Below are 23686 nucleotides of genomic sequence, written 5' to 3' on the forward strand. Positions count from 1 at the left end.
CAGCCGTCCGAAGCCCCGCCGCAGCCCCATGTGCTCAAGCACGACCAACTGAACTGGGTAGCCGACTTCAAGGCCCGGGACGATGCCGACCTGCAGGCGCTGCTGGACCTGCAACCCTTCAACAACGACCAGATCGTCTCGCCCCACGCCTCACGCCAGGCCCTGGCGCCGCCAGTGAACCAGACCAAACCCCGTGGCGCCGCCATCGTGATCGAAGACGCCATCGGCATTACCCAGGAGCTCAACGCCTGGCGCAATGCCGCGGTCGATGATGTGAAAACGAAGTGGCTGGAACGCACCGTGGAACCCGGCGTGGACAACGAGCGCAAGCTGCTGGTGGCGCAATCGTTTCTGGAGATCGAGAAGCTCTACCCGCAGATGGTGACCGAGCAGATCGTCAAGCGCGAAGTCATGGCCGAGAAAGTGCGCAACCAGCCTCACCTGCATGCGGAGATCTACGCCTTTTCCGAACGGGCCAGGCAGCAAGCCGACGCCCATGACGAACGCATGAAGCCCCACATGGCGCAGTTCGAGCGCGACATCCGCGCCAAGGCCCAGGCCCGCCAGGACACCGGCGAGTTCACCAAGAAGTTCGACCAGAAATACGGCCACTTGGTCGACCGCCAGGCCATGCACGATCAGCTCGACGCGTTCGAGCAGGCCATGCAACAGGCCCAGCAAGCCGCCGAAGACCGCGCCAAGGACCATGCCCGCTGGGTGATCAGCGAACGCTTGCTGCAAGCGCTGGACCGCTACGACAACGCCGACCTGATCAGTGGCCTGGCCTTTGCCGAGCAGACCGGCCAGTGCGTGATCGGCATGGAGCTGAGCGACTGGGGCACGAAAGTGCTGGACCATTGGTGGCGCAGTGACGTGGCGGACCGGGGCAACCTGGCGATGCGCGGCATCAGCTACAACCAGGACGACATCCGGGAAGAGCTGGCGGCGCTGACTGAGGCCGCCAAGGGCGAACCGCCCTCGGAATTCAACTACACGCTGGCCGAAGGCCTTGCCAGGCGAGCACACGCGGCAGCGAATGCCTTTGGACGTATCAACTCGCTGTACGAGGAACTGCAAAAGCAGAACAACACCGCCAGCATCGGCCTGCATGCCTGGTTCGTCGCGCTTGGGCGACAGGTGCTGCGTAGCGGAGCCCCCAACAGTGCAGACCGGGCGCTGCACCATGGCCTGCGACTGACGTTGTTTGCGTCGGTGCATGAGACCGCGCTCGACATTCGTCTGAGCGAAGCCGCTCGAAATGGACAATCGCTCAGCTCTCAACGCAGCGGTGGCCAGATTGCACGCTTTCTGGACCAGGCCTGGGCTGAGGGCTTGATGCAGGCAGACGGCAAGAAAAGTGACTTCTACAAAGTGCGTGCCGCCAGTCTGGTCTGCCTGCTGGAAGGCATGCTGATGGCGTTCAAGGCGCGGGAGCTGCCCGACAGTGATGCGCGAGTGAAGACCGAACTCCTGGCAGCCGCGATGACCACTGCAGCGGCGGGCTTTGAAGTCGGCGCCAGCTATGTGGACCAGGTGGTAACCCGATACGGCGCTAAGAGTGTGACCGGGAAAGGGGCAGCAGCGACATTGGGAAGGTTGAAACTATGGGGCGCTGGATTGGCGGGTATCGGAGGCTCGCTGCTAGCGTGGTGGGATTTCACTGATTCAGTTGAGCATTTCAATAGCAGCCAGAGTGGCGCTACCAAGCAGGCTGAAAAAAACTCCAGACTCTTAGCCGCTACGTATTTTCTAAGAGGGATGGCCACAATAACCCTTTCACTGGCAGAGTTAGGAACAGCAGTTGCGATTGCAAAGCCCCTCTTCGACTACCTTTCTCAAAATGCCAAAACCAAGCTGGCAAGGATGGTATCCACGTCCTTGGGAGCGATCGCAGAAAAACTCGGTACGCAAGCTGCTCGTTTATTACTTACTCGTCTAATTCTTGGCGCTTTCTGGGTCGGCCTGGCTCTGACTGTAATAATTTACATATTTGAGGACGATGCTTTAGAAAAATGGTGCAAACGCAGCACGTTCCGTCTTGCAAAAAATTCAAAGCCTTTTGAAGATATTGAAGAGCTGAAGACCCTGCACTCGGCATTCAGCGAGGTATTGTAAATGTATTTGATCGAATGGGGTTTTTGGAGAATGGCCAAAGAATCCAAGGCTGAGCGAGAAGCATATGAAGCAGAACGGACACCGAAAGAAAAACGCGGAAATCAGGACTTCTATGAGGGCGATTTGCAGGAAGAAATACATTTCCAATCCGTCAGTGAAAAACCTTGTGCAAGAGGCCCTGTATTCGCTTTTAACGACATCTTCTTGGAAGTTCGCTGTGGTGGCTCAGAAGAAAAGCGAGGCCTAATTACGCTCGCAACGCTCGGCGCTATCGCCCCAGCCATCGCTGTCGGACTATACATCACCATTGGTTTTATATGGATGGATATTACGGATCCTGAGGGGCGATCCGCAGTCACCCTCCTCACCACAGTAATAATGCTCTCAGCTTCCTCGACCATACTCTATCTTTACTCGAAATATGGAATTCATCTAACCCGACTGGAAATGCTCACGAGCCGCCACCTACTCATTCGCTTCAATCGAGTAACTCAACAAGTTTACCTCCATAGACCGAAATACTGTGGTGGCATCGTAACTTTCCCATGGAGAACAACCGGAAGCACTGCCATTGACCCAGAAGATGACTCACTCAGCCTAGGCATGCGACTCGGTCTGGTCTGGCACCCCAGCCGCACCGGCCTCCCCCATATGGAAATGGCCCTGCTCGGCAAACAAGGCCAAGGCGGCAGTGAACTCCGCGACGAGTGGGAGTTCATTCGCCGCTACATGGAAGAAGGCCCGCACGCCGTCCCCCGCCCTCGCCTGAGCACCCAACTGCCCTCACCCATCCAGGCCTTCAGCGCCCAGTTCGAAGGCCTTGGTCGCTTCTTCCGCAAAAGCAGTTGGCTGTTCAAAGTCGTCCTGCTCATGATCTGGCCCGCCTTCGTCATCGTAGGTACCGGCCATTGGCTCAGCCTGCTGCTGTGCTGGCGACCACGTTGGCCAAAGGTCATCCGCGAGGCGGGTATGCCTGGCAAACCCGTCCCACCGGTGACGACCCTCAGCGACTACCCGCCGGCCATTCAAGAACGCCTGCTCGCCAACGCCGATCGCTGGCAGCTCAAGCCTGGCAAGCGTCCGGAGAAAAAACCACGCAAACCGCGGACGTCGAAGTCGAAGGGTGCACCGGCCCCATGATGTTCAAAATTCGACCGTGTACCCCACAATCACCCGGTTCTCATCCGCTGCATCGGCAAAGTTCGAGCGCATGCTCGCATTTCGCCAGCGCAGCGACACATGCCTGAGTGGCCCCGACTGCACCACGTAGGTGATATCCGTGGTGCGCTCCCACTCCCGCCCTTCTCCATCGTCTGTCGCCAGGGCTCTGCCCTTCACGCTGGCTATACGCTGCGGCTCCACCTGGTCGCCCTTCACATAACGCACATTGAACGTAAGCCCCGGGATACCCAAGGCGGCGAAGTTGTAGTCGTAGCGCAGCATCCACGCACGCTCGTTGGCCAAGGCAAAGGTGCTGACCTGCTGTTCACTGAACAGGTAGGTATCGGTACCGCCCACATAGGCGTACGCCGTGTCACCGCTCACCTTCTGATAACCACCACTGAACGTGTGGCCCTGAATGCTGTAGCCGACGTTGGTGCTGAGGGTCTGGTTGTCGACTTCACCCAACAATGCCCGGCCTTGCTGGCGTGCATTGAACCAGCGCCACTCGGTGAAGACATCCCCCGGCCCCAGGCGGGTCTTAAACTTGAACCCGGCAAAATCACGGCGGAACAGGTCCTCCAGCTTACTGGTGTGCAGGCTGAAAGTCAGGTTGTTCAGGGGTTGGTAGTCCGCACCAACGTAGTAAAGCCGGTCACTGGTGACTGTTGCCGAATAGGCCCCTTGCTGCGCCATGGCCGTCAGGTCTTCGTAGTCAGTGGAGTCGCGCAACTTGGTGGCATCGACTTGCAGCAAGGTAAAGGTAAACCGGTCCAGATCCTTGCTCACCAGCTGCGCACCGTTGAACCACTGGGGGAACAGCCGGCTGTTGTTGGACGCCAGCAGCGGCAATTGCGGGCTCAGGCCGCCGACTTTCAGTTCGCTCTGCGCCAGCCTGGCCTTGAAGGTAGCTACGGCCTTGGCGTAGTCATCCGCCGCTCGTTTGTCGCTGCCCCGTGGCAGCAGGCCGGTGCCACTGCGGTCGGGCGAGGAGTCCAGCTTGAACCCAAGCATGCCCGCCGCATCCACGCCGAAGCCGACCACGCCGTCGGTGTAGCCAGACTGCAAGCGCAGCAGAAACCCTTGGGCCCATTCCCCGCGCCGGGATTGCGTGGCGCTGTCACCGTGAAAGTCGCGGTCGAAATAGAAATTGCGCAGTTCCAGGCTACCGCTGCCGTCATCGACGAAGGCAGCCTGGGCGGTTTGGCAGGCGCAGCAAAGCGCCGCGAGCATCAGCGATGCTCGCCGGAAACGGATGATCATGGGTGTGCCTTGTTCTTGTTGTTCGAAGACTCAGCGCCAATCAGCTTTTGGGGTTGCGCACGTAGCGCATCACCACCAGGCAGGCGATCAGGATCAGCGGGGCGATCGACAGCATGCCCATGTAGGTGCTGCCGGTAAGGTCATTGATCTTGCCCACCATCACCGGTGCGACGATACCGCTCAGTTGCCCCACCGAGTTGATCGCAGCGGTGCCTGTGGCGATCGCAAGCCCCGAGAAGGTCGACTGGGGAATGGTCCAGAAGATCGGGATGGCGATAAAGGTGCCTGCGGTAGCCAGCACCAGTGCGGCCATCATCGCCATTGACGAGTCGGAAAACAGGCACGCCAGCAGATAGCCGATGGCCGCTGCAAGCAGGCAATACACCAGGTAGCGCTTGCGTTCACCGGTACGGTCGGAGCGCCGGGTCAGTAGCACCATGCCGATACAGGCCACCGCATAGGGTAACGCCGACAGCACGCCGACCCAGAGCATGTCCTGCACGCCCGATGACTTGATCAGGTGTGGCATCCAGAAGTTAAGGCCATAGGACGCGGTTTTGACCACGTAGTAGATGAACGCCATGATCGCGACTTCACGGGTCAGCAGTACCCGCCAGAGCGAGCCGAGGATGGGTTTTTCGGTGCGTTTGTCCTGGGCCAGGTTTTCCTTCAGCACGTCTTTCTCTTCACGGCTCAACCATTTCGCCGCGTCGATGTCGCGGTCCAGCTTCCTCAGCACCAGCAGGCCCAGCACCACGCAAGGCAGGCCGGACATCAGGAACAGCCAGTGCCAACCGGCCAGGCCCAGCACGCCGTCCATTGTCCCCAGCAAAAAGCCTGCTGCCGGGCCACCCACCGCGCCGGCCAGCGGCACGGCAAGGAACCACAAACCATTCATCTTTGCCAGGTGTTTGCGGGGGAACCAGCACGCCAGGTAGAACAGGATCGCCGGACCGAAACCGGCCTCCATCACCCCGATCAGAAAACGCAGGAAGTACAGGGTGTACTGGGTATAGGCAAACACCAATGCAGCCGTGGCGAGGCCCCACGACACCATGATCCGGCAGATCCAGGCCGGCGCACCGTAGCGTTTCAGGCCCAGGCTGCTGGGCACCTCGAACAATACATAGCCGACGAAGAACATGCTTGCGGCCAGGCCATAGGCGGCATCGCTCAAGCCCAGTTCCTGCTGCATCTGGGCTTTGGCGAAACTGATGTTGATACGGTCGAAGTACGAGAACAGGAAGCAGATGATGGCCAGCGGCATGATGCGCCAGGCCACACGGCGGTAAAGCAGCAGTTCGTTGATGTGGCTGTCGGTGCGCTCACGCGCCAGTTCGCCGGTCATGGCAACCATGGTGGATCTCCATTCTTGTAATTATTGGAGAGCAGCAGCGCCTCGGCGGGCGCCACTTGCAGGGTTTTCAGCGGATGCGGATCAGCTTTTCCTTGAAGGCCTGGCCTTTGCCAACGTATTCGGTGGCGTTGCGCCGCATGGCGGCGATAGCGTCCGGTGTCAGTTCGCGCACCACCTTGGCCGGCGCCCCCAGGATCAACGAGTTGTCCGGAAACACCTTGCCCTCGGTGACGATTGCGCCAGCACCGACCAGGCAGTTATTGCCGATGACCGCGCCGTTGAGCACTACCGCCTGGATGCCAATCAGCGCCCCGTCACCAATGGTGCAGCCATGCAGCATGGCCTGGTGGCCGATGGTGACGCCCTGCCCCACGGTCAGCGCAAAGCCTGGATCGGCATGCAGCACCGCGCCTTCCTGTACATTGCTGTACTGGCCAATCCGGATGGGTTCGTTGTCTCCGCGCAGCACGGCCTGTGGCCACACGCTGACACCTTGTTCGAGGGTAACGTCCCCGATCACGCTGGCATCCTCGGCAACGAATGTTTCCGGGTGCAGGCTGGGCGCAAGGGTGTCGTATTGATAGATCGCCATCTCAAGCCCCCCTCACACCGCGTCGTCGGTTTTCAGCACACCCGCCGCGCACAGCTCGGCAATGTGTGCATCGCTATAGCCCAGGTCGCGCATCACCTGGCGGGTGTGCTCGCCAATCCGCGCAATAGCTCGGCGCGGCTGCAGGCGCTGGCCGTCCAGCGACAGCGGCAGCAATGGCATCGGCGTGTGGCTGCCGTCTTCCAGTTGCAAGTCGGCCATGCCGCCGCTCTGTTGCAGGTGCGGGTCATCGAACAATTCTTCCGGGCGGCGGATGGGGGCGAAGGGAATGCCATTGGCTTCCAGCTGCAATGCCAATTGCCCGGCGTTCAGCGGTGCGAATACCTCGGCCAGGTGCGCGAGCAAGCGCGGCCGTTGCAACACACGGTCGTTATTGCTGGCGAGTGTCGGGTCATCCAGCAAGGCCGTCTGCCCCAGTAACTGGCACAGCGCATGCCACTGCCCTTCACCGGTGGCGGCGACAAACATCTGCTCGCCACCGGCGAAGGTGAACACGTCGTAGATGGCCCAGGCGCTGATACGGTTGGGCATCGGCGCCGCTGCCTCGCCAGTGACCACGTACTGCTGCATGTGCTGGGCGGCCAGCAGCACGCAGTTCTCGTACAGGGCGCTTTGTACCTCGCGGCCGGTGCCGCTGGTGTGGCGCTCGTTGAGCGCGGCCAGCACACCAATGGCACCGAACATGCCGCCCATGATGTCGTTCACCGAGCTGCCCGCGCGCAGCGGGCGGCCTACCGGCCCGGTCATGTAGGCCAGGCCGGCCATCATCTGCACCACCTCGTCCAGCGCCAGGCGGTTGTCATAGGGCCCGCTGAGGAAGCCCTTGTGCGAGGCGTAGATCAGCCGAGGGTTACGCTGGCGAAGCGCGGCGTAGTCCAGGCCCAGCTTGCGCATGCGCCCGGGCTTGAAGTTCTCGATGAACACGTCAGCAGTGTCGATCAGTTGCAGCACGGCCTCACGGCCCTCAGGCGTTTCGACGTCGACAGCGATGCATTGCTTGTTGCGGTTGAACGTTCGGAAAAAACCCGCCCCTGCGCCCAGCAGCCGGCGTGTGCCATCGCCACGCACCGGTTCGATCTTGATCACTTCGGCGCCAAGGTCACCGAGGATCATGCCGCAGGTCGGGCCCATGACCATGTGCGAAATCTCGACGACACGAATGCCGTCCAAGGGAAGTCTGGACATCGTGATATTCCTCGTGCGTGCGGGTCAGGCGTGGTGGGCTGCATTGGCGAAGTTGAGCGGCAATCCGGCGCGGGCAATGCAACCGTAAAGTGGCTCGTCCGGCAGCGCCTCACTCAATACCCGGCGCGACTCGATCAGCGCAGGCAGGTCGATACCCGTGTCGTAGCCCATGCTCTGCAGCATGAACACCAGGTCTTCGGTGACGGTATTACCAGACGCGCCAGGGGCAAACGGGCACCCCCCCAGGCCAGCCAGCGAAGCGTCCAGCTCGCGGATGCCCTGTTGCACCGCAACCAGGCTGTTGGCCAGGGCCAGGCCACGGGTATCATGGAAATGCGCGGCCTTTAGACGGTCACCGGCAAGCGCACGCACAGCCTGCAGCACCTTCGCCACCTGGTCCGGGTTGGCGTAGCCCGTGGTGTCGCCTAACGAGACCAGGTCACAACCGGCTTCGATCACGTGGCGGGTCAGTGCGCAGAGGTCGGCCAGCGGCACTTCACCCTGGCGGGTGCAGCCAAAGGCAACCGACATGCCCGCCATGACCTGCACCTCGTGCAGGCCCATTTCGGTACGCAGTTGGCACATGCGCCCCAGCTCCTCGACCATTTCCCTGGGTGTGCGCCGCACGTTGGCCAGGCTGTGCGCCATGCTGACCGATACCGGGGCAACGATGCGGTGGGCGCCGGACTCGAATGCGTCCCGGGCACCACGCAGGTTCGGGGCCAGCACGGTGACGTGCAAGCCCGGGTATGTGAGGGCATGGGCCACCACTTCGCGGGCATCGGCCATTTGTGGCAGCAAGCGCGCCGGCACAAACGAGGCGACTTCCATGTGGCGCACGCCAGCGGCGTAGGCGGCGTCGATCCAGCGGCGCTTGGCGTCCGTCGGCATGATTGTCTGCAGGCTCTGCAAGCCATCGCGCATGCCGACTTCGTTGATTGTTATTGTTGTCATCACGGTCTCTCTGTCTGAAGCGTTGCGCCAGACTAAGAGCTGCATGGCAAGCAGAAAAGACGTGTTTCACGGGCTGATCCATCGTCAGCCACGATGGATCAGCCTGCCGATTGCCAGGCCGGTGCGCGCAGTAACAGGTGGTCGAGCAGGCGCCGCGCAGACAGCGACAGCGTGTGCCTGTCGCGCATGCAGATGACGAACTCGCCCAGCGCCCAGTCGTCGGTCAGCGGAATCACCCTTAGGTCGAACAGCGCTGCATAGCGGGCCACGGCCTCCTGCGGGAACACCGCCAGGCCCAGACCGAACTGCACCAGGCGATACGCAGCGTCGAACGAGGACACATACGAACGAAAGCGCAGCTCCCGGCCGGCCTGTTCTGCACTGTTGCGCATGAAGCTGTTCAAGGTGGCGAATGCCGACAGGCCCAGGTGTTCATAAGCCAGCGTCTCTTCGAAGGCAACCTGGCTGCGGCCGGCCAAGGGGTGTTCGGCGCCCACCACTACCGCCAGGTGGTCCTGTCGGTAAGGCACGAACTCCAGGTCGCCCACCGCCATGGACTTGCGGCAAACCCCCAGGTCCGCATTGCCTTCCGCCACACCGCGCACCACGTCCGGGCTGAAGCGCTCTTCGATATCGGCCTGGATCAGCGGGTTTTCCAGCATGAACGCCGAGAGTTCCTCAGGCAGGAACTCCATGATCGACGACACGTTCGCCAGTACCCGCACATGGCCTCGTGCCCCTTCGGCGTATTCGCTAAGTTCGCTGTCCAGTCGCTCCATGGCGCGGGTCATGTCCCGGGCATGTCGCAGCAGGGCCAGCCCCGCCGGGGTAGGCTCTACGCCGCGTTTGCTGCGTTTGAGCAAGGCGGTGCCAAACCGCGCTTCGATGTCCGAAATGCGTTTGCTGACGGCGGACGGCGCCATGAAAGCGCGCTCGCCGGCGCGAGCGATGGTGCCCTCTTCGCAAACGACGATGAACAGGTTCAGGGACAAGTGATCGAGGGGTTGCATTGCATCGCTCGGCGTGGGGAGGTGGAAGGCCGATGCACTGTAGCAAAGTTGGGACTGCACCCGCCTGTCGAGTCGCAAAGGCCTCCCCCCAATCCCCAATCCTGGGGGAAGGCTGCCCACCGTCGACAGCGTGTGGAATGCCCCGTTTAAAAACTGGATCCCTTGTGCCGCAAGGCCTTCAAGGCACTTTCCAGCTTTTGGCACAGCTCTTGCCGATCTCCTCCCAGACGCCCCAAGTCCATGGGCCCGTTTGCAGGAGGAATAGACTCATGCACCGACCGATACCCCACCCGCTGGCAGTGGCGATTTTCGCCGGCATGCTCCAGCTCCCGGCGCAGGCTGCCCTGAACGCTGTCGATCCAGGCGCCTACGTCCCCGCCAACGGCGGCTTCCCTGCCTGGTACCAGGACAGCCACGGTCGTACCCTCGACCTGTGCCTGACCAAGGCGGTCAGCTCCAGGGTTGCCGGCGCACCCGGCGCACCGGCGTACATGTGTACGCTGCTGCCCACGCCGGGCGTATTCGACGATACGCAACCTATTGTCTTCCCCACCAACTTCCCTGACGAAGCGTTCTGGTTCACTGCAGACGCCGCCATCGTCGACGCCGCCCGTGGCATCGACCTCAGCTACGGTACCGCGATCGAAGCGGCATTCGCCGCCGAAGAGCCGGTCGAGGGTGACCAGGTCAGCTTCGCCCGGGTGCGCATCCGGGTCGATGTGCCTACCGCTGGCACCTACGTGGTCACCCACCCCTACGGCGTCGAAGTGTTCGACGTGCCCGCCGCCGGGCGCCGGGCGATCAACATGACCCGCGACATCGGCATTGCCGGCGCAGGCGACTTCACCGGCGCGCTCAAGGGCGATGTCGGGCCTTTCCTGCGCAGTGTCAACGGCCCCTACACCGAAGGCAGCGAGCGCTTCATCGGTGACCCGAACCTGGATGAACGGGTAACCGGTAGCCCATTCAACACCAACTTCGTACGCATCGAAGGCCCCGGTGGCATCGACCTGCGTACCGAGCTGTTCTCGATATCCGGCAAGCTCTCGACCGTCGCCCTGCCAACCCCGCTGATGCCACAGCGCAGTACCTATTCGCGGCACACCGAAGACGGCAACCTGCGCGCCCAACAAGACATCTTCGTGATGGCCCCGCCGCCACCGGCCAGTGTCACCCTGACCAGTCAAACACCCAGCCTGAACCTCACTGAGGCCAACGGCACCGGCGCCTGGTATGCGCAGTCGGCCCTCAACCCGGCGGCAGGCAGCATCCTGACGCTGACCGCCGACAACAGCGTGGCGATCCCGACCAGCAGCCTGACCACCCGCAACGTGCCATTGACCGACCTGGTGACCATTACCCAGGCCCAATACCGCCTGTCCACGGGCGAACTGACCCTGGTGGCCAGTACCAGCGACGAAACGACCCCGCCAGTGCTTACCGCACACACCGGCAACGGCACGTTGATCGGCAACCTTGGCGGCACCGGCGCCGTGAAAACGTTGAGCATGACCCTCTCGCCCATCCCGCCGGCCAAGGTGCAGGTCACCAGTGCCAATGGCGGTAGCGACACTGAAGACGTGGTGCTGGTGCCATGAACAGACAAAGGCTCAGCCTTCAAGGAGGCCGCATGAACACTTGGTCGCGCCGTGCGCTGTTCGCCGCCGGTTTTTCCCTCACCGTTACCAGCGCCGCCTTTGCTGCGCTGTCTGAAGTCGACCCAGGGCCTTACACCTTCGCCACGGGCGGCTACCCCATGTGGTACAAGGACAGCCTCAACCAGTCCCTGGAGCTGTGCCAGTCACGCGCCACCAGCACCCGGGTACCCGGCACCCCCGCCGCGCCATCCTACATGTGCACGCTGCTGCCAGAGCCCGGAATCTACGACGATGCATTGCCGTTGGTATTCCCCGACAACTGGCCGCCAGAGATGTTCTGGTTCCTGGCCGAGGCCACCATCCCGGCAGTCGGCAACAGCGGCTATGAACTGGATGCCTACGTTGCCGGCCTGGAAGCAGCCTTTGCCGCCGAAAACCCGGTAGACGGCGACCAGCAGAGCTTCGCCCGCATTCGTATCCGCGTCTCGGTGCCGCGCGCCGGTACCTACACCATTACCCACCCCTACGGTGTGGAAACGGTCAACGTCACCACGCCAGGCCGGCGGGCGATCAACATCACCCGCGACATCGGCATCGGCGCACCGGGCAACTTCACCGGGGCACTCAACGGTGCACTCGGGCCATGGTTGCGCGGGGTTGGTGGGCCTTACACCGAGGTCAACCCGGACACCGGTGCCACGGAAACCTTTATCGGCGACCCGAATCGCCCGGAAGCCGTGGTCGGCAGCCCGTTCAACACCAACTTCATCCGCATCGACGGCCCGCCCGGGCGCATCGAGACCGCACTGTTCACCGTATCGGGCAAAGTGCTGGACCAACGCGCGCAAACGCCGGTCACGCTGGAGCGAGCCACCTACTCGCGCACCGGTGGCGGCACCCGTGTAGAAGTGTTCGCCAAGGCCCCGAGAGAGGCCAGCCTGTGCATGCGCAATGGCCTGGCCCTGATCGGCACGCCCCCTTCGCCGTGCCAGTTCAACCTGACGGCGGACAACAACGGCCTGTTCTTCAGCCAGCAACTTAGCCAAGACGTACCGCCTGCGGTGGTGGTGGTCACCGCCAGCAACAGTGCTGGCGGCACCCAGCCGACCGCGCTGTCGAGCAAGTTGACCGATGTGGTCAAGGTCAGCACTGCACGCTATGACTGGGCCAACAAACGCCTGCTGATCGAGGCCATGTCCAGTGATGAGGTCGTCATCCCCGACATGCTCGCCCAAGGCTACGGCCGCATGTCGAAAGCGGGCACGCTGCAAAGCATCACGGTCAACGACGTGGCACAACCGCCAGCCACCGTTACGGTCAAGTCTGCCCACGGGGGCAGCGATGTAGAACCGGTGATCGTGGTCGGCAACGCACCGGTCGAGGCAGCCAACCAGCCACCGCTGGCCCAGGCCGATGTCGGTAGCACCAGTGTCGGTGTGCCAATCACCCTCAACCTGCTGCAAAACGACAGCGACCCGGACGGTAACGTGCCGTTGACCATCAGTGACCTCACCCAACCAGGCACCGGCCTTGGCGGCGTGGTGCTCAACGGTACCACCTCGGTCACCTACACCCCGCCAGCCGGGGCTACGCAACCACTGGTGGCCACCTTCAGCTACCGGGCGGTGGACGCCAAGGGCCTGAAGTCGGAACCGGCAACAGTCACCATCAACGTTGCACCCAACCAGGCTCCAACCGCCAACCCGGAAACCGTCGCCACCCTGAGCGTGCCTTTGACCATCAACGTGCTGGCCAACGACACCGATCCGGAAGGCAACGTGCCGTTGGCTGTTGCGGCCGTCACCCAACCGGCGGCAGGCCGAGGCACCGTCAGCACCGATGGCACCACGGTGACCTACACCCCACCGGCCACGGTAACCGCAGCCTTCACCACCACCTTCACCTATCAGGCACGTGACTCGCTGGGGGCGCTGTCCACCCCGGGCACGGTCACCGTCAACGTGTCGCCAAGGCCAGCCGCCGAAACCTTCACGGTCACGGCAGCTACCGTCACGGCACGCTCCAACAACCGTTACAACTGGGATATCAGCGGTACCTCATCGGTTACCACGGGCAACGTTGTCACGGTCCGGGTCACCACTACCACCGGGGTGCAGACGCTGGGTACCGCCACAGTGCCGGTTACCGGCCGCTGGCGCCTGGCCGTCAGCAACAGCACCACGATAATCCCGACCGCCGCGCCGACGGCGACCATCACCACCAGCCCGGGTACTACCCGCACCGTCAACGTGGTTGTGCAGTAAAGGCGGGGAAACGCCATGAAACGCCTGTATCCACTGCTGCTCAGCCTGGCCCTCGTGGGCCAGGCCAGCTGGGCCGACGACCTGATGGACAATGCCGACCTTGCGCCCGGCAACGACCTCGGCGACCCGGTGATCATCCGCCTGCTACCGGTCGGTGCCGGTCAGGCTGCGGTGATCGAGCAGCAAGGGGCGGGCAACCGCGCCGCCCTCGACCAGAACGGCCAGGCCCTGCTGGGCCGCATCGTCCAGGCCGGCGGTGCGCAGGAAGCGTACATCTTGCAGGAAGGCAGTGACCTGATGGCCAGCATCAGCCAACAGGGAAATGGCAACAGCGCATCGATCCGCCAGAGCGGCAGCGGCAACAGTGCAGCCATCGAGCAGATCGGCAACGACAACAGCGCCAGCATCGTGCAGTCCGGCTCGGGCCTCAACAGCTCCGTGACCCAGACCGGCAATGGCCAGCATGTGCAGATCACCCAATACCGATAGACCTGGAGGCACCACCATGTACAAGCTCGCTCCGTTAAGTGCCGCTATCGTCCTGGCCCTCGCTGGTCAGGCCATGGCTGCTGACAGCACCTCGTCCCAGACCCAGGACGGCAAGGAAAACATCGCCGAAGTCAGCCAGACCCAGGCGTCCTTCGCTTCGGCCACCCAGAACCAGACCGGCAAGGGCCACAATCACCTGGCCGTGCAAACCGAAAGCACCAGCGATATCCAGCAGAGTGCCACCGGCCAGTACAACGCGGGCTATGCCGAGCAGTTGTTCGAAAATGGCAGCCAGATCAAACAGCAAGCCGCAGGCAGCTACAACGATGCTTTCGCCAGCCAGTCGGTGGGGCTGAACAACGAATCGCTGCAAACCCAACAAGGTGTCGGTAACAAATCCACCGTGTGGCAGGACAGCCAGGAAGGCAGCAAAGCCACCACCTGGCAATCCGGCCAGCGCAACGAGGCCTTCATCGAACAGACCTTCGGAGGCAGCAACAACCGCAGTACCGTCAACCAGACCGGCCAGGACAACTATGCCGCCGCCGAGCACCTGAACCATGTCGACGGCGACATCCAGGTCTACCAGGATGGCCACGACAACTGGGCTTACGGCGACCAGCGCGAAGGCACCGGTGGCACCATTGGTATTGGCCAGTACGGTGGCGGCAACTCGGTTGAAGTGTGGCAGGACACCCAGATTGGCAGCCAGGCTTCCGTGGTCCAGACCGGCCAGTCCAACGAAGGCTATATCGACCAGAGCTTTGGCATGAACAACAAGGTCAGCCTGTCGCAGCAAGGCAACGCCAACGCCAGTTGGTCGGACCAGTTCGAGACCAACAACTCGACCACCACCATCACCCAGACGGGCAACAACAACCTGCATTTCACCTATCAGAATGGTGAAAACCTCAACCTGACCATCAATACCAAAGGCAATGGCAACAGTATCACCGCCAGCAACTGGAAAGGCGCCAAGATGGGCGGCCAGTTCGGCACCAATCAGAACGCCACCATCAACCAGAACGGTAACGGCAACGGCGTCAACCTGACCCAGAACGGATCTGACCAGCTGGCCACGCTGACCCAGACAGGTAAAGGCAACCAGATGCAGACCAAGCAGGCCGACAGCAACAACGAGCTGTATTTCGAGCAGAACGGTACGGACAACATCCTGATCGCCGACCAGCGCGGTACCGACAACTACGCCTACGGCAACAGCCAGGGTACTGGCAACACCATCACGCTGGACCAGTCCGGGTACAGCAACCAGAGCTACACCAACCAGCTGTACGGTAGCGGCAACGAAGCCACCATCAAGCAGACTGACAGCATCAACGTCGCCTACGTGACCCAGGGAGGCCAGGGCAACAAGGCGTACGTCGACCAGAGCGGTATCGCCCAAACCGCCACCATCACCCAGCTGGGCAGCGCGAACCTGGCCACCGTGACCCAGAAGTAAACGACTCCCCCCTTGAACCGCGGTGCTCCTCTCCCTGGTGCCGCGGTTCCTTTTTCTCGATTGCACATGCCGGGATACAATGCCGTAACCCTTGAACATGTGCAGTGCCATGATCCAGTCCGACCTCGACCTGTTCGGCCCTCAGCCACAACGCCTGGCCAGCCACACCGTGCTGCTGCCCGGCTTCGCGCTGGGCGAAATCGAACCCCTGCTGGACGCTTTGCGCCCGGTACTGCGCGCCGCGCCGTTCCGGCACATGCGCACACCGGGAGGCCTGCACATGGCCGTGGCCTTGACCAGTTGCGGCGCACTGGGCTGGGTGAGTGATGAACACGGCTATCGCTACAGTGCCACCGACCCGCTCAGCGGCAAGCCCTGGCCCGCCTTGCCCCCGGTGATACTGAGCCTGGCCGCCCGCGCTGCGGCAATGGCGGGTTTCGAGGGTTTTGTCCCCGACGCCTGCCTGGTCAACCATTATCTGCCCGGCACCCGCCTGAGCCTGCACCAGGACCGTAACGAGCAGGACTTCAGCCAGCCGATCGTGTCGTTTTCGCTGGGGTTACCGGCCGTGTTCCTGCTTGGGGGCCTGCAGCGCGCCGACAAGACCCAGCGCGTACCCCTGAGCCATGGCGATGTGTTGATCTGGGGCGGCGAAGACCGCTTGCGCTTTCACGGCGTGCAGCCCATCAAGCCCGGCGTCCATCCGCGCATGGGCGAGCGGCGGATCAACCTCACCTTGCGCAAGGCCGGTGGCTGACACAAACACGATGAACGTGCATGAAACACGTTGAACATCTTGGTTTGGCAAGCTTCAAAGGATAAGCCGCGTTCTCACACTCAGGAGCCTGCCATGCCGTACTTGCCTTGCCCGATGCCCCCGCACGACTCACCGGCCGCACGCTCATGAAAATGCCCGGTCGTGCACCCAATGCCTCGCTGCAACTCGATTACGTGCGCGACACCCTGTTTGGCCCGGTGGCGCAAAGCGTGGAGTGCCAGTGCCAACTCGCCGCCCTCAACCTGCAGGGCCGGCCAGCGTTGCGTTTGCACATTTGTCCGCCACTGCCCGACAAGGTCGACCGGGCCCACAGCGTGGCGTTCATTTGGGACGGGCGCAGTTATCACGGTGTCGTACGTGACCAAGGCAAGTGCGGGGATGGTGGTTTGAACCTGTTGCTGGAACTGCAGTAAGCCGGATAACGCAAGTACACCCGGCCAGCTCAAGCCGGCCGGGTATACATCGGCTCACTCAGGCAATGGCCTTGAGTGGCACCGGGTGGCTGTCACGCAGCGCGTGCAGCTGCCCCACCAGGTGGACCAGGTCACGGCAGCTGTTGAGGCTTTGCAGCGGGACCCCACTCAGGGTCACGCCCTCGTCGAGACTCTGACCCTGACCCAGGCGGATGGTCAGGTTGGTGCCATCCAGGCAGCTGACTTCACAGCGATCAGGCAAGCAGGCCTGCTCGATCAACTGCCGCATCTCTAGCATCGAAACTCCAATCAACGACATGGTACGACCCTCTCTGTGGGATGGCCTGTTGTGTGGATTTACGCCCTTGTGCGGCGAGGCGCCAATTGATATTGCGCATGCCCGGGCAGGCCTCCATGCGCCCGGGCAATGATGATGCTGGGAATCCTTTAGCACCTTAGTGGATGATTGCCAGCAGGGGCCGTGTGTTCGGTCGCAATCGCACACTTGGCGACGGGTGGTATTGGCAGCGTTCATGAGGGCGGGCTATCGCTCAGTGGGCCGCACCACCACGTTCGTCCTGCATCTGCCCAAACCGCCCGGCATGGAAGTCGTCGAACGACTCGGCAATTTCCGCCTGGCTGTTCATCACGAACGGGCCATAACCGACGATCGGCTCATCGATAGGCTCGCCACTGAGCAACAGCACACTGGCACCTTCCAGCGCTTCGACAGTTACATCCTCGCCACCTCGGTCCAGCAGCATCAGGCTCGATGGCCCGGCATCGCGTTCACCGTTGACCTGCACGCTACCGCGCAACACCACCAGCGCCGCGTTGCGCCCGGCGGCCAGCGGCAGTTGCAGGGCCACACCGGCGTTCAGCCGCAGGTCCCATACATCCAAGCGGGTAAACGTCCGCGCAGGGCCGGTATGCCCACGGTAGCTACCGGCAATTACCCGCAAGCTACCGCCCTCGCCGTCCAGCGTGACTTCAGGGATGTCCTGCGCCAGCAACGTCTGATACCCGGCCGCTGCACGCTTGTCTCGCGCCGGCAGGTTGACCCACAGCTGCACCATCTCCAGCGTACCGCCACTGCGGGCAAAGGCCGGGGAATGGAACTCTTCATGAATGATGCCGTTGGCTGCGGTCATCCACTGCACGTCGCCAGGGCCGATCAGGCCGCCAGCGCCCGTGGAGTCACGGTGCTCCAGCTCCCCTTGGTAGACGATGGTGACCGTCTCGAAGCCGCGGTGCGGGTGCTGGCCAACGCCACGCCGTGCGTTGGTGGGGGTGAAGTCATGGGGCCCGGCGTAGTCCAGCAGCAGGAATGGACTGATTCGGCTGGCCAGGTTGTCGTAGGTGAACAGGCTGCGCACCGGGAAGCCGTCACCCACCCAATGAGCGTGCGGGCTGCGGTGGATACCCAGGATCTGTTTCATGAGAAGGCTCCTCTCTTGGCTGAGTTAACCTTATCAATGATGGCAATCTGGCGGTAGCCAGCGGAATTGGCATGCATCGTTCCATACATGGAACAGTTAGCCCTGCAAGAAGGCGAGCACCTGCTGGACCGCCGCAGCCGGGTCTTCCTGCATGAAACAATGACCACCCGCAACTTGCTGTGCAGTCACGGTGCGGTTGAGCCCCGCCAGACGGTTCACTGAGTGCGGCACGAAGGGGTAAGTATGCTCGCCATACAACACCCGCGTCGGCGTCGTGATTGCGGCCAGGTTTGCCCACATGCGCTTGGGGAATGAACTGAAAATTTCCACTTCCCGGCTGGGCCGGCACTTGAGTACCACCGCATCACCGCAATCACCGATGGCATGTTCGACATAGGCCTGCAGCGCCGCATCGGCCCAGCCCTTGAAAATGCCCCGCCCTTTCAGCGATGCCAGAGCTGCCTCGCGATCGGGCCAGTGGCTGCGGCGGCCGGCAGCCTTGCGCGCCAGGGCATGGCGTTGGTGCAGGCCAACCAGAGCAGCCGCCCCCATCACACCGATCATGCGCCGGCTGAACAGTACCGGGTCAAGCAGCACCGCACGGGCAAACAGGTGTGGCTCACTGGCCAGGATCAGCCCGGTGAGCACGCCACCAAAACTGTGGCCCACGGCAAACCGGGGAACATCGCCATACTCGCCACGCCCGGCCTGAAAAGCTTCCACTGCCAGCTCGGCTGTACGGTTCCACCCCCGAAACACACCGCCGTGATCGCTGTCACCATGCCCCTGAACGTCGCAAAGCCACAGGTCAAAATGCTCGCCCAGGCCCATCAGCAATGGCTGGTAGGCCAGGCAACAGAAACCGTTGCCGTGCAAGAAATGCAGCAGCGGCTTGCCACTGGCCGGGGTTCGCCAGCCACGCAGGGTGAAACCTTCGGCGCATTCGTGGGACCAGGGAATCAACTGCATCGGTTTGCTGTACTCGCGGGGCTAGGAAAACGCTGATTCTACAAATAGCAGCGGGTACAGTGAAATCACCAGCAACAAGGCCATCAGGACATTGAACAGCATCAGCCAGCGGGGGTTCTGCAACAGATTGCGCAAGGCGCTGCCAAACATCACCCACACGCCGACGCTGGGCAGGTTGACCAATGCGAACAAGGCCGCGATCACAATCACGTTCGTCACATAACCTTGCGCGGGTGTGTAGGTGGTGATCGCCCCCACTGCCATTACCCAAGCCTTGGGGTTGACCCACTGGAACACCGCTGCCCCCCAGAAACCCAGCGGTTTTCGGGTGCTGGACGAGGCCGTGCCGACCGGCCCGGAGGTGGCGATCTTCCAGGCGAGGTAAAGCAGGTAGACGGCGCCGGTGTAGCGCAGCACGGTGTAAAGCGGCGGCCAGGCCTTGAACACTTCACCCAGGCCCAGGCCTACGGCCAGCACCATCACCATGAAGCCGACGCTTATGCCCAGGGCGTGAGGTATTGAGCGGCGCACACCAAAATTCACCCCCGAGGCCAGCAGCATGGTGTTGTTGGGGCCAGGGGTGATGGAAGACACGAAGGCAAACAGCACGAAGGCGGTCAGCAGATCGGCAGAGGCAAGCATGGCGGGCATTCCACTTTCGTTATAGGTGCTGTCACACTAGCGGAGTCGCCCTTCCCTGCGACCTGTACAGTTGCATTAAATTTTGTGAATACACATCACTGTACCGCAAACCTGGATCAAGGAAGCCGTCACCATGAGCCTCACCATTCGCCCTGCCGTTCGTTCCGATGCCGGGCAGATCCTCGCGTTTATCACCGAGCTGGCCGATTACGAACGCGCCCGCCACGAGGTAGTCGCCACCCTTGCCGACATCGAGCACAGCCTGTTTGGCGAGGGCACCACGGTACACAGCCTGATGTGCGAGCGCGATGGCCGGGCAGTCGGCTTTGCCGTGTACTTCTACAGCTACTCGACCTGGCTCGGGCGCAACGGCATTTACCTGGAAGACCTGTACGTTACCCCCGAACAGCGAGGCGACGGTGCCGGGCGGCAACTGCTACGACATATTGCCCGCGAAGCGGTGGCAAACAAGTGTGGCCGCCTGGAATGGAGCGTGCTGGACTGGAACGAGCCGGCGATCGGCTTCTACGAGAAGCTCGGTGCCGAGGCGCAGGATGAGTGGGTGCGCTACCGGCTGGATGGCGAGAAGCTGACGGCGTTTGCCCAAGGGTGAACGGACTGGGGGCTGCTTTGCAGCCCCCAGTGTCTCGCAGCTATCTCATTCCCGCCGCCACACCGCTCCGGCAATGTCGACCCGTTTTGGCAGGATCTTGTTGTCAAAAAACAACGCCGCCGTGCGCTGCTGCGCCGACACGATTTCATCACTCACCGGCAGCACCGGTGATGCCGGCCGGTGGCTGAAACTGCGCTGCACCACCGCCTCCGGCAAGCCCATGAACTGCGCCAGCAAGCGGATGCTCCCAGCCTCATCGCTGCGGGTCAGCGCCTCGGCCCGGCTGATTTCATCGAGCAACTGGCCGACAAAGGCACCATGGGCTTGGACATAGGTCCGTGAGCCCAGCATGAACGGCCCGATCAGCCCCAACCCTTGGCCGTCGGCCAACAGCCGCGCCTTACCCTCCAGGTCGATGGCCGAGTAGAACGGGTCCCAGATCGCCCAGGCATCCACACTGCCCCGCTCGAACGCCGCCCGGGCATCGGCGGGTGCCAGGTACACCGGCTGAACATCGCGAATTCCAAGCCCCGCCTTGGCCAAGGCACGCAGCAGCAGGTTGTGCGCGCTGGACCCCTTCTGCAGGGCAATGCGCTTACCCTTGAGCTCGCCCACTGCGCTGATCGGGCTGTCCTTCGGCACCAGAATCACCTCGGCCTGGGGCTTGGCCGGCTCGGCACCGATGTACAACAGGTCGGCACCGGCAGCCTGGGCGAAGATCGGCGGGATATCACCGGTCGAGCCGATATCGAGGCTGCCGATGTTCAACGCCTCCAGCATCTGAGGGCCGGCCGGGAACTCGATCCACTCAACGCGGGTATTGGCAAATCGCTGCTCCAGCAGACGATGCTGCTTGGCCAGCACCAGGCTGATCGAGCCCTTCTGGTAGCCAATGCGCAAGGTAGCCGGGTCTGCAGCCTGGGCCGCACCGGCCAAGGCCACCCACAACAGCATGGCAAGGCGTAGCACGCGCATCGGTCACTCCTTCCAGTCGGTCGAGGGTTTTTCCCACAGGTTGATCCCGCCTTCCACGGCGTACTGGTCGATGGCAGCCAACTCTTCGGCGCTGAACACCAGGTTGTCGAGCGCTGCAACGTTCTCGATGATCTGCTCGGGCCGGCTGGCACCGATCAAGGCAGAGGTCACCCGTGGGTCACGCAGTGTCCAGGCCAAGGCCAGTTGGGCCAGGCTCTGGCCACGCTGACGGGCGATGTCGTTCAGGGCGCGTGCACGGGCGATGTTGGCTTCCGACAAGTGCTGGGGTAGCAAAGAACCCCCGCCCGCGCGGTTCACCCGGGCGTCGGCCGGGATGCCATTCAGGTATTTGTCGCTGAGCAAGCCCTGCGCCAGCGCTGTGAATACGATCACCCCGGCACCCAAGGCATCCGTGGTATCGAGCAGGTCGCGCTCGATCCAGCGGTTGAACAGGTTGTACGACGGTTGGTGGATCAGCAGCGGCACCTTCAGCTCATCGAGCAATGCCGCAATTTCTGCGGTTTTGCCGGCGGAATAGGACGAGATGCCGATGTACAGCGCCTTGCCCCGGCGCACGATGTCGGCCAGTGCGATGGCCGTTTCTTCCAGCGGCGTGTCGGCATCGAAGCGGTGCGAATAGAAGATGTCGACGTAATCCAGCCCCAGCCTTGCCAGGCTCTGGTCCAGGCTGGAAATCAGGTATTTGCGCGAGCTGCCGCCCTGCCCGTATGGCCCCGGCCACATGTCCCAGCCAGCCTTGCTGGAAATGATCAGCTCGTCGCGGTAGCTGCGCAGGTCTTCACGCAGCAGCCGGCCGAAGTTGGTCTCGGCGCTGCCATAGGGCGGGCCATAGTTGTTGGCCAGGTCGAAATGGTTGATGCCGGCATCGAAGGCAGTGTGCAACAAGGCACGCTGCGTGGTGATGGGCGTGGCATCGCCAAAGTTGTGCCACAAGCCCAGGGACAGGGCCGGCAGCACCAGGCCGCTGCGGCCTACACGTCGGTAAGGCATGCGCGCATAGCGCTCGGGGTTGGCGGTGTAGCTCATGGTTGGCCTCGTTCGGCAAAGTAAGGGTTGGCTGGGCGCTGCAAGCCCAGGTGTTCGCGCAGGGTGTGGCCCTGATACTGGCGGCGGAACAGTCCACGCTGCTGCAACTCGGGCACTACATGGCGGGCGAAGTCTTCCAGGCCCAGTGGCAGGTGCGGCACGAGCACGTTGAAGCCATCGGCGGCGCTGCCTTCGAACCAGGCTTGCAGCTCATCGGCAATCTGCACGGGGGTACCGACCAAGCTGTAGTGCCCTCGCCCACCGGCAATGCGCCGCCCCAGTTGGGCCAGGGTCAGCTGCTCGTTGCCGGCCAGTTCGGTGAGCAACTGCTGGCGGCTGCGCTGGCCGTCTTCGGTCGGCGGCAACTCGGGCAACGGGCCATCCAGCGGGTAGCCGGAAAGGTCGAAGTTGCCGAGCATGCGCCCAAGCAGGCCAACCCCGACACGCGGGTCGACCAGCGTCTGGAGCTGTTCGTACTTGTCCTCGGCCTGCGCCTGGCTTTGCCCCACTACCACGAACACGCCGGGCATGATCTTCAGCGATTGCTCATCCCGCCCATGGCGGGCCAGGCGGCCCTTGAGGTCGGCGTAAAAGGCCTGTGCGCGTGCCAGGCTGGGCTGGGCGGTGAACACCACTTCGGCGCTTTGGGCCGCCAGTTCGCGGCCGGTTTCGGACGAACCGGCCTGCACCAGCACCGGTCGCCCCTGTGGCGAGCGGGCGACATTGAGCGGGCCTTTGACACGAAAGTGTTCGCCGACATGGTCGATGGCCCGCACGGCTTGCGGGTCGTGGAACAGGCCACTGGCCTTGTCACGCACGAACGCGTCATCGGCCCAGCTGTCCCACAGGCCTTGCACCACTTGCTGGAATTCCCGGGCACGGGCATAGCGTTCGGCATGTGGAATATGCGCCTGGCGGCCGAAGTTGCCGGCCTCGGCGGCGGCGTCGGAGGTGACCATGTTCCAACCGGCACGGCCTGCGGACAGGTGGTCCAGGGAGGCGAACTTGCGTGCCACATGGTACGGCTCGTTGTAGCTGGTGGTGGCAGTGGCGATCAGGCCGATGCGATCGGTAACAGCACTGAGTGCCGACAGCAGCGTCAGTGGCTCGAAGTACACCGAGCGGGCGCTGTGGCTGGCGAGTGCGTCACCGGGCGCAGCCACGCTGTCGGCGACGAACAAGGCATCGAAGCACGCGGCTTCGGCGATGTGTGCGGTGCGCTTGTAGGTGGCGAAATCCAGCGGGTCGGCGGGTACGTCCGGGTGGCGCCAGGCGGCCACATGGTGACCGGTGGCCATGAGAAAGGCACCCAGGTTCATTTGGCGGGGCATAGTGTTCTCCT

22 protein-coding genes are annotated in these 23686 nt (G+C 62.7%); 9 read left to right on the forward strand and 13 right to left on the reverse strand.

Features of this window, described 5'->3' with window-relative positions; translation table 11 throughout:
* A partial coding sequence (locus FHW75_RS04480; protein WP_260308755.1) for a T6SS effector BTH_I2691 family protein occupies positions 1-2115 on the forward strand: 2115 nt, incomplete at its 5' end.
* Positions 2116-3255 (forward strand): DUF6708 domain-containing protein, encoded by a 1140-nt coding sequence (locus tag FHW75_RS04485; protein WP_155951549.1) that lies wholly within the window; start codon positions 2116-2118, stop codon positions 3253-3255. It abuts the gene before it with no gap.
* Positions 3256-3258: 3 nt separating this feature from the next.
* Here the strand turns inward: FHW75_RS04485 and FHW75_RS04490 are convergent, their stop codons facing one another.
* The 6 genes from FHW75_RS04490 to FHW75_RS04515 all read right to left on the reverse strand — a co-directional run bounded on the left by FHW75_RS04490 (position 3259) and on the right by FHW75_RS04515 (position 9655).
* Complete coding sequence (locus FHW75_RS04490; RefSeq protein ID WP_027609790.1) at positions 3259-4539, reverse strand: OprD family porin; 1281 nt, start codon at positions 4537-4539, stop codon at positions 3259-3261.
* Positions 4540-4579: 40 nt separating this feature from the next.
* Positions 4580-5896, reverse strand: coding sequence for an MFS transporter (locus tag FHW75_RS04495; protein ID WP_019099236.1), 1317 nt, complete (start codon positions 5894-5896; stop codon positions 4580-4582).
* Between the two features lie 67 nt (positions 5897-5963).
* Positions 5964-6488 (reverse strand): gamma carbonic anhydrase family protein, encoded by a 525-nt coding sequence (locus FHW75_RS04500; protein WP_183673215.1) that lies wholly within the window; start codon positions 6486-6488, stop codon positions 5964-5966.
* 12 nt (positions 6489-6500) lie between these two features.
* On the reverse strand, positions 6501-7691 hold the full coding sequence (locus tag FHW75_RS04505) for a CaiB/BaiF CoA-transferase family protein (RefSeq protein ID WP_183673217.1): 1191 nt from the start codon (positions 7689-7691) through the stop codon (positions 6501-6503).
* Between the two features lie 24 nt (positions 7692-7715).
* The gene (locus FHW75_RS04510; RefSeq protein ID WP_183673219.1) at positions 7716-8645 is read right to left on the reverse strand and encodes a hydroxymethylglutaryl-CoA lyase; all 930 of its coding nucleotides are present in this window, start codon (positions 8643-8645) and stop codon (positions 7716-7718) included.
* Between the two features lie 98 nt (positions 8646-8743).
* The gene (locus FHW75_RS04515) at positions 8744-9655 is read right to left on the reverse strand and encodes a LysR family transcriptional regulator (RefSeq protein WP_019099239.1); all 912 of its coding nucleotides are present in this window, start codon (positions 9653-9655) and stop codon (positions 8744-8746) included.
* A 269-nt stretch (positions 9656-9924) separates the two neighbouring features.
* On the opposite strand from FHW75_RS04515, the gene FHW75_RS04520 reads away from it, so the two are divergent.
* The 6 genes from FHW75_RS04520 (at position 9925) to FHW75_RS04545 (ending at position 16659) form a co-directional block, all read left to right on the forward strand.
* Positions 9925-11253, forward strand: a complete 1329-nt coding sequence (locus tag FHW75_RS04520) for a hypothetical protein (RefSeq protein ID WP_019099240.1) — start codon at positions 9925-9927, stop codon at positions 11251-11253.
* 32 nt (positions 11254-11285) lie between these two features.
* Positions 11286-13517: an Ig-like domain-containing protein gene (locus tag FHW75_RS04525; protein WP_027609792.1), complete on the forward strand. Its 2232-nt coding sequence runs from the start codon at positions 11286-11288 to the stop codon at positions 13515-13517.
* A gap of 15 nt (positions 13518-13532) precedes the next feature.
* Positions 13533-14006 carry a curlin gene (locus FHW75_RS04530; protein WP_016714043.1) on the forward strand — a complete coding sequence of 158 codons (474 nt, stop codon included), beginning with the start codon at positions 13533-13535 and terminating at the stop codon, positions 14004-14006.
* A gap of 16 nt (positions 14007-14022) precedes the next feature.
* The gene (locus FHW75_RS04535; protein ID WP_019099243.1) at positions 14023-15468 is read left to right on the forward strand and encodes a curlin; all 1446 of its coding nucleotides are present in this window, start codon (positions 14023-14025) and stop codon (positions 15466-15468) included.
* A 109-nt stretch (positions 15469-15577) separates the two neighbouring features.
* On the forward strand, positions 15578-16225 hold the full coding sequence (alkB, locus tag FHW75_RS04540; RefSeq protein WP_183673221.1) for a DNA oxidative demethylase AlkB: 648 nt from the start codon (positions 15578-15580) through the stop codon (positions 16223-16225).
* A gap of 146 nt (positions 16226-16371) precedes the next feature.
* A complete protein-coding gene (locus FHW75_RS04545; protein ID WP_019099245.1) occupies positions 16372-16659 on the forward strand; it encodes a hypothetical protein in 288 nt (95 codons plus the stop codon).
* Between the two features lie 58 nt (positions 16660-16717).
* Here FHW75_RS04545 and FHW75_RS04550 read toward each other — a convergent pair whose 3' ends face one another.
* The 4 genes from FHW75_RS04550 to FHW75_RS04565 all read right to left on the reverse strand — a co-directional run bounded on the left by FHW75_RS04550 (position 16718) and on the right by FHW75_RS04565 (position 19718).
* Positions 16718-16978 (reverse strand): DUF1652 domain-containing protein, encoded by a 261-nt coding sequence (locus FHW75_RS04550; RefSeq protein ID WP_016714039.1) that lies wholly within the window; start codon positions 16976-16978, stop codon positions 16718-16720.
* A gap of 232 nt (positions 16979-17210) precedes the next feature.
* Positions 17211-18098 (reverse strand): pirin family protein, encoded by an 888-nt coding sequence (locus FHW75_RS04555; protein ID WP_183673223.1) that lies wholly within the window; start codon positions 18096-18098, stop codon positions 17211-17213.
* Positions 18099-18194: 96 nt separating this feature from the next.
* A complete protein-coding gene (locus tag FHW75_RS04560; protein WP_019099247.1) occupies positions 18195-19067 on the reverse strand; it encodes an alpha/beta fold hydrolase in 873 nt (290 codons plus the stop codon).
* Positions 19068-19088: 21 nt separating this feature from the next.
* Positions 19089-19718: a LysE family translocator gene (locus tag FHW75_RS04565; protein WP_183673225.1), complete on the reverse strand. Its 630-nt coding sequence runs from the start codon at positions 19716-19718 to the stop codon at positions 19089-19091.
* Positions 19719-19842: 124 nt separating this feature from the next.
* Here FHW75_RS04565 and FHW75_RS04570 point away from each other — a divergent pair, with 124 nt between their 5' ends.
* Positions 19843-20322: a GNAT family N-acetyltransferase gene (locus FHW75_RS04570; RefSeq protein ID WP_025752923.1), complete on the forward strand. Its 480-nt coding sequence runs from the start codon at positions 19843-19845 to the stop codon at positions 20320-20322.
* A 45-nt stretch (positions 20323-20367) separates the two neighbouring features.
* On the opposite strand, the gene FHW75_RS04575 is transcribed toward FHW75_RS04570, so the two are convergent.
* The 3 genes from FHW75_RS04575 to FHW75_RS04585 are packed head-to-tail and all read right to left on the reverse strand — an operon-like array spanning position 20368 to position 23675.
* Positions 20368-21297, reverse strand: coding sequence for an aliphatic sulfonate ABC transporter substrate-binding protein (locus tag FHW75_RS04575; RefSeq protein WP_027609793.1), 930 nt, complete (start codon positions 21295-21297; stop codon positions 20368-20370).
* A gap of 3 nt (positions 21298-21300) precedes the next feature.
* Complete coding sequence (gene mgrA, locus FHW75_RS04580; protein ID WP_183673227.1) at positions 21301-22344, reverse strand: L-glyceraldehyde 3-phosphate reductase; 1044 nt, start codon at positions 22342-22344, stop codon at positions 21301-21303.
* Positions 22341-23675, reverse strand: a complete 1335-nt coding sequence (locus tag FHW75_RS04585; RefSeq protein ID WP_183673228.1) for an LLM class flavin-dependent oxidoreductase — start codon at positions 23673-23675, stop codon at positions 22341-22343. Before FHW75_RS04585 ends, mgrA begins: the two co-directional genes overlap by 4 nt.
* Positions 23676-23686: the final 11 nt, after the last annotated feature.

It is taken from the genome of Pseudomonas sp. OG7, assembly GCF_014192825.1.
In the GTDB taxonomy this organism is placed as follows: domain Bacteria; phylum Pseudomonadota; class Gammaproteobacteria; order Pseudomonadales; family Pseudomonadaceae; genus Aquipseudomonas; species Aquipseudomonas monteilii.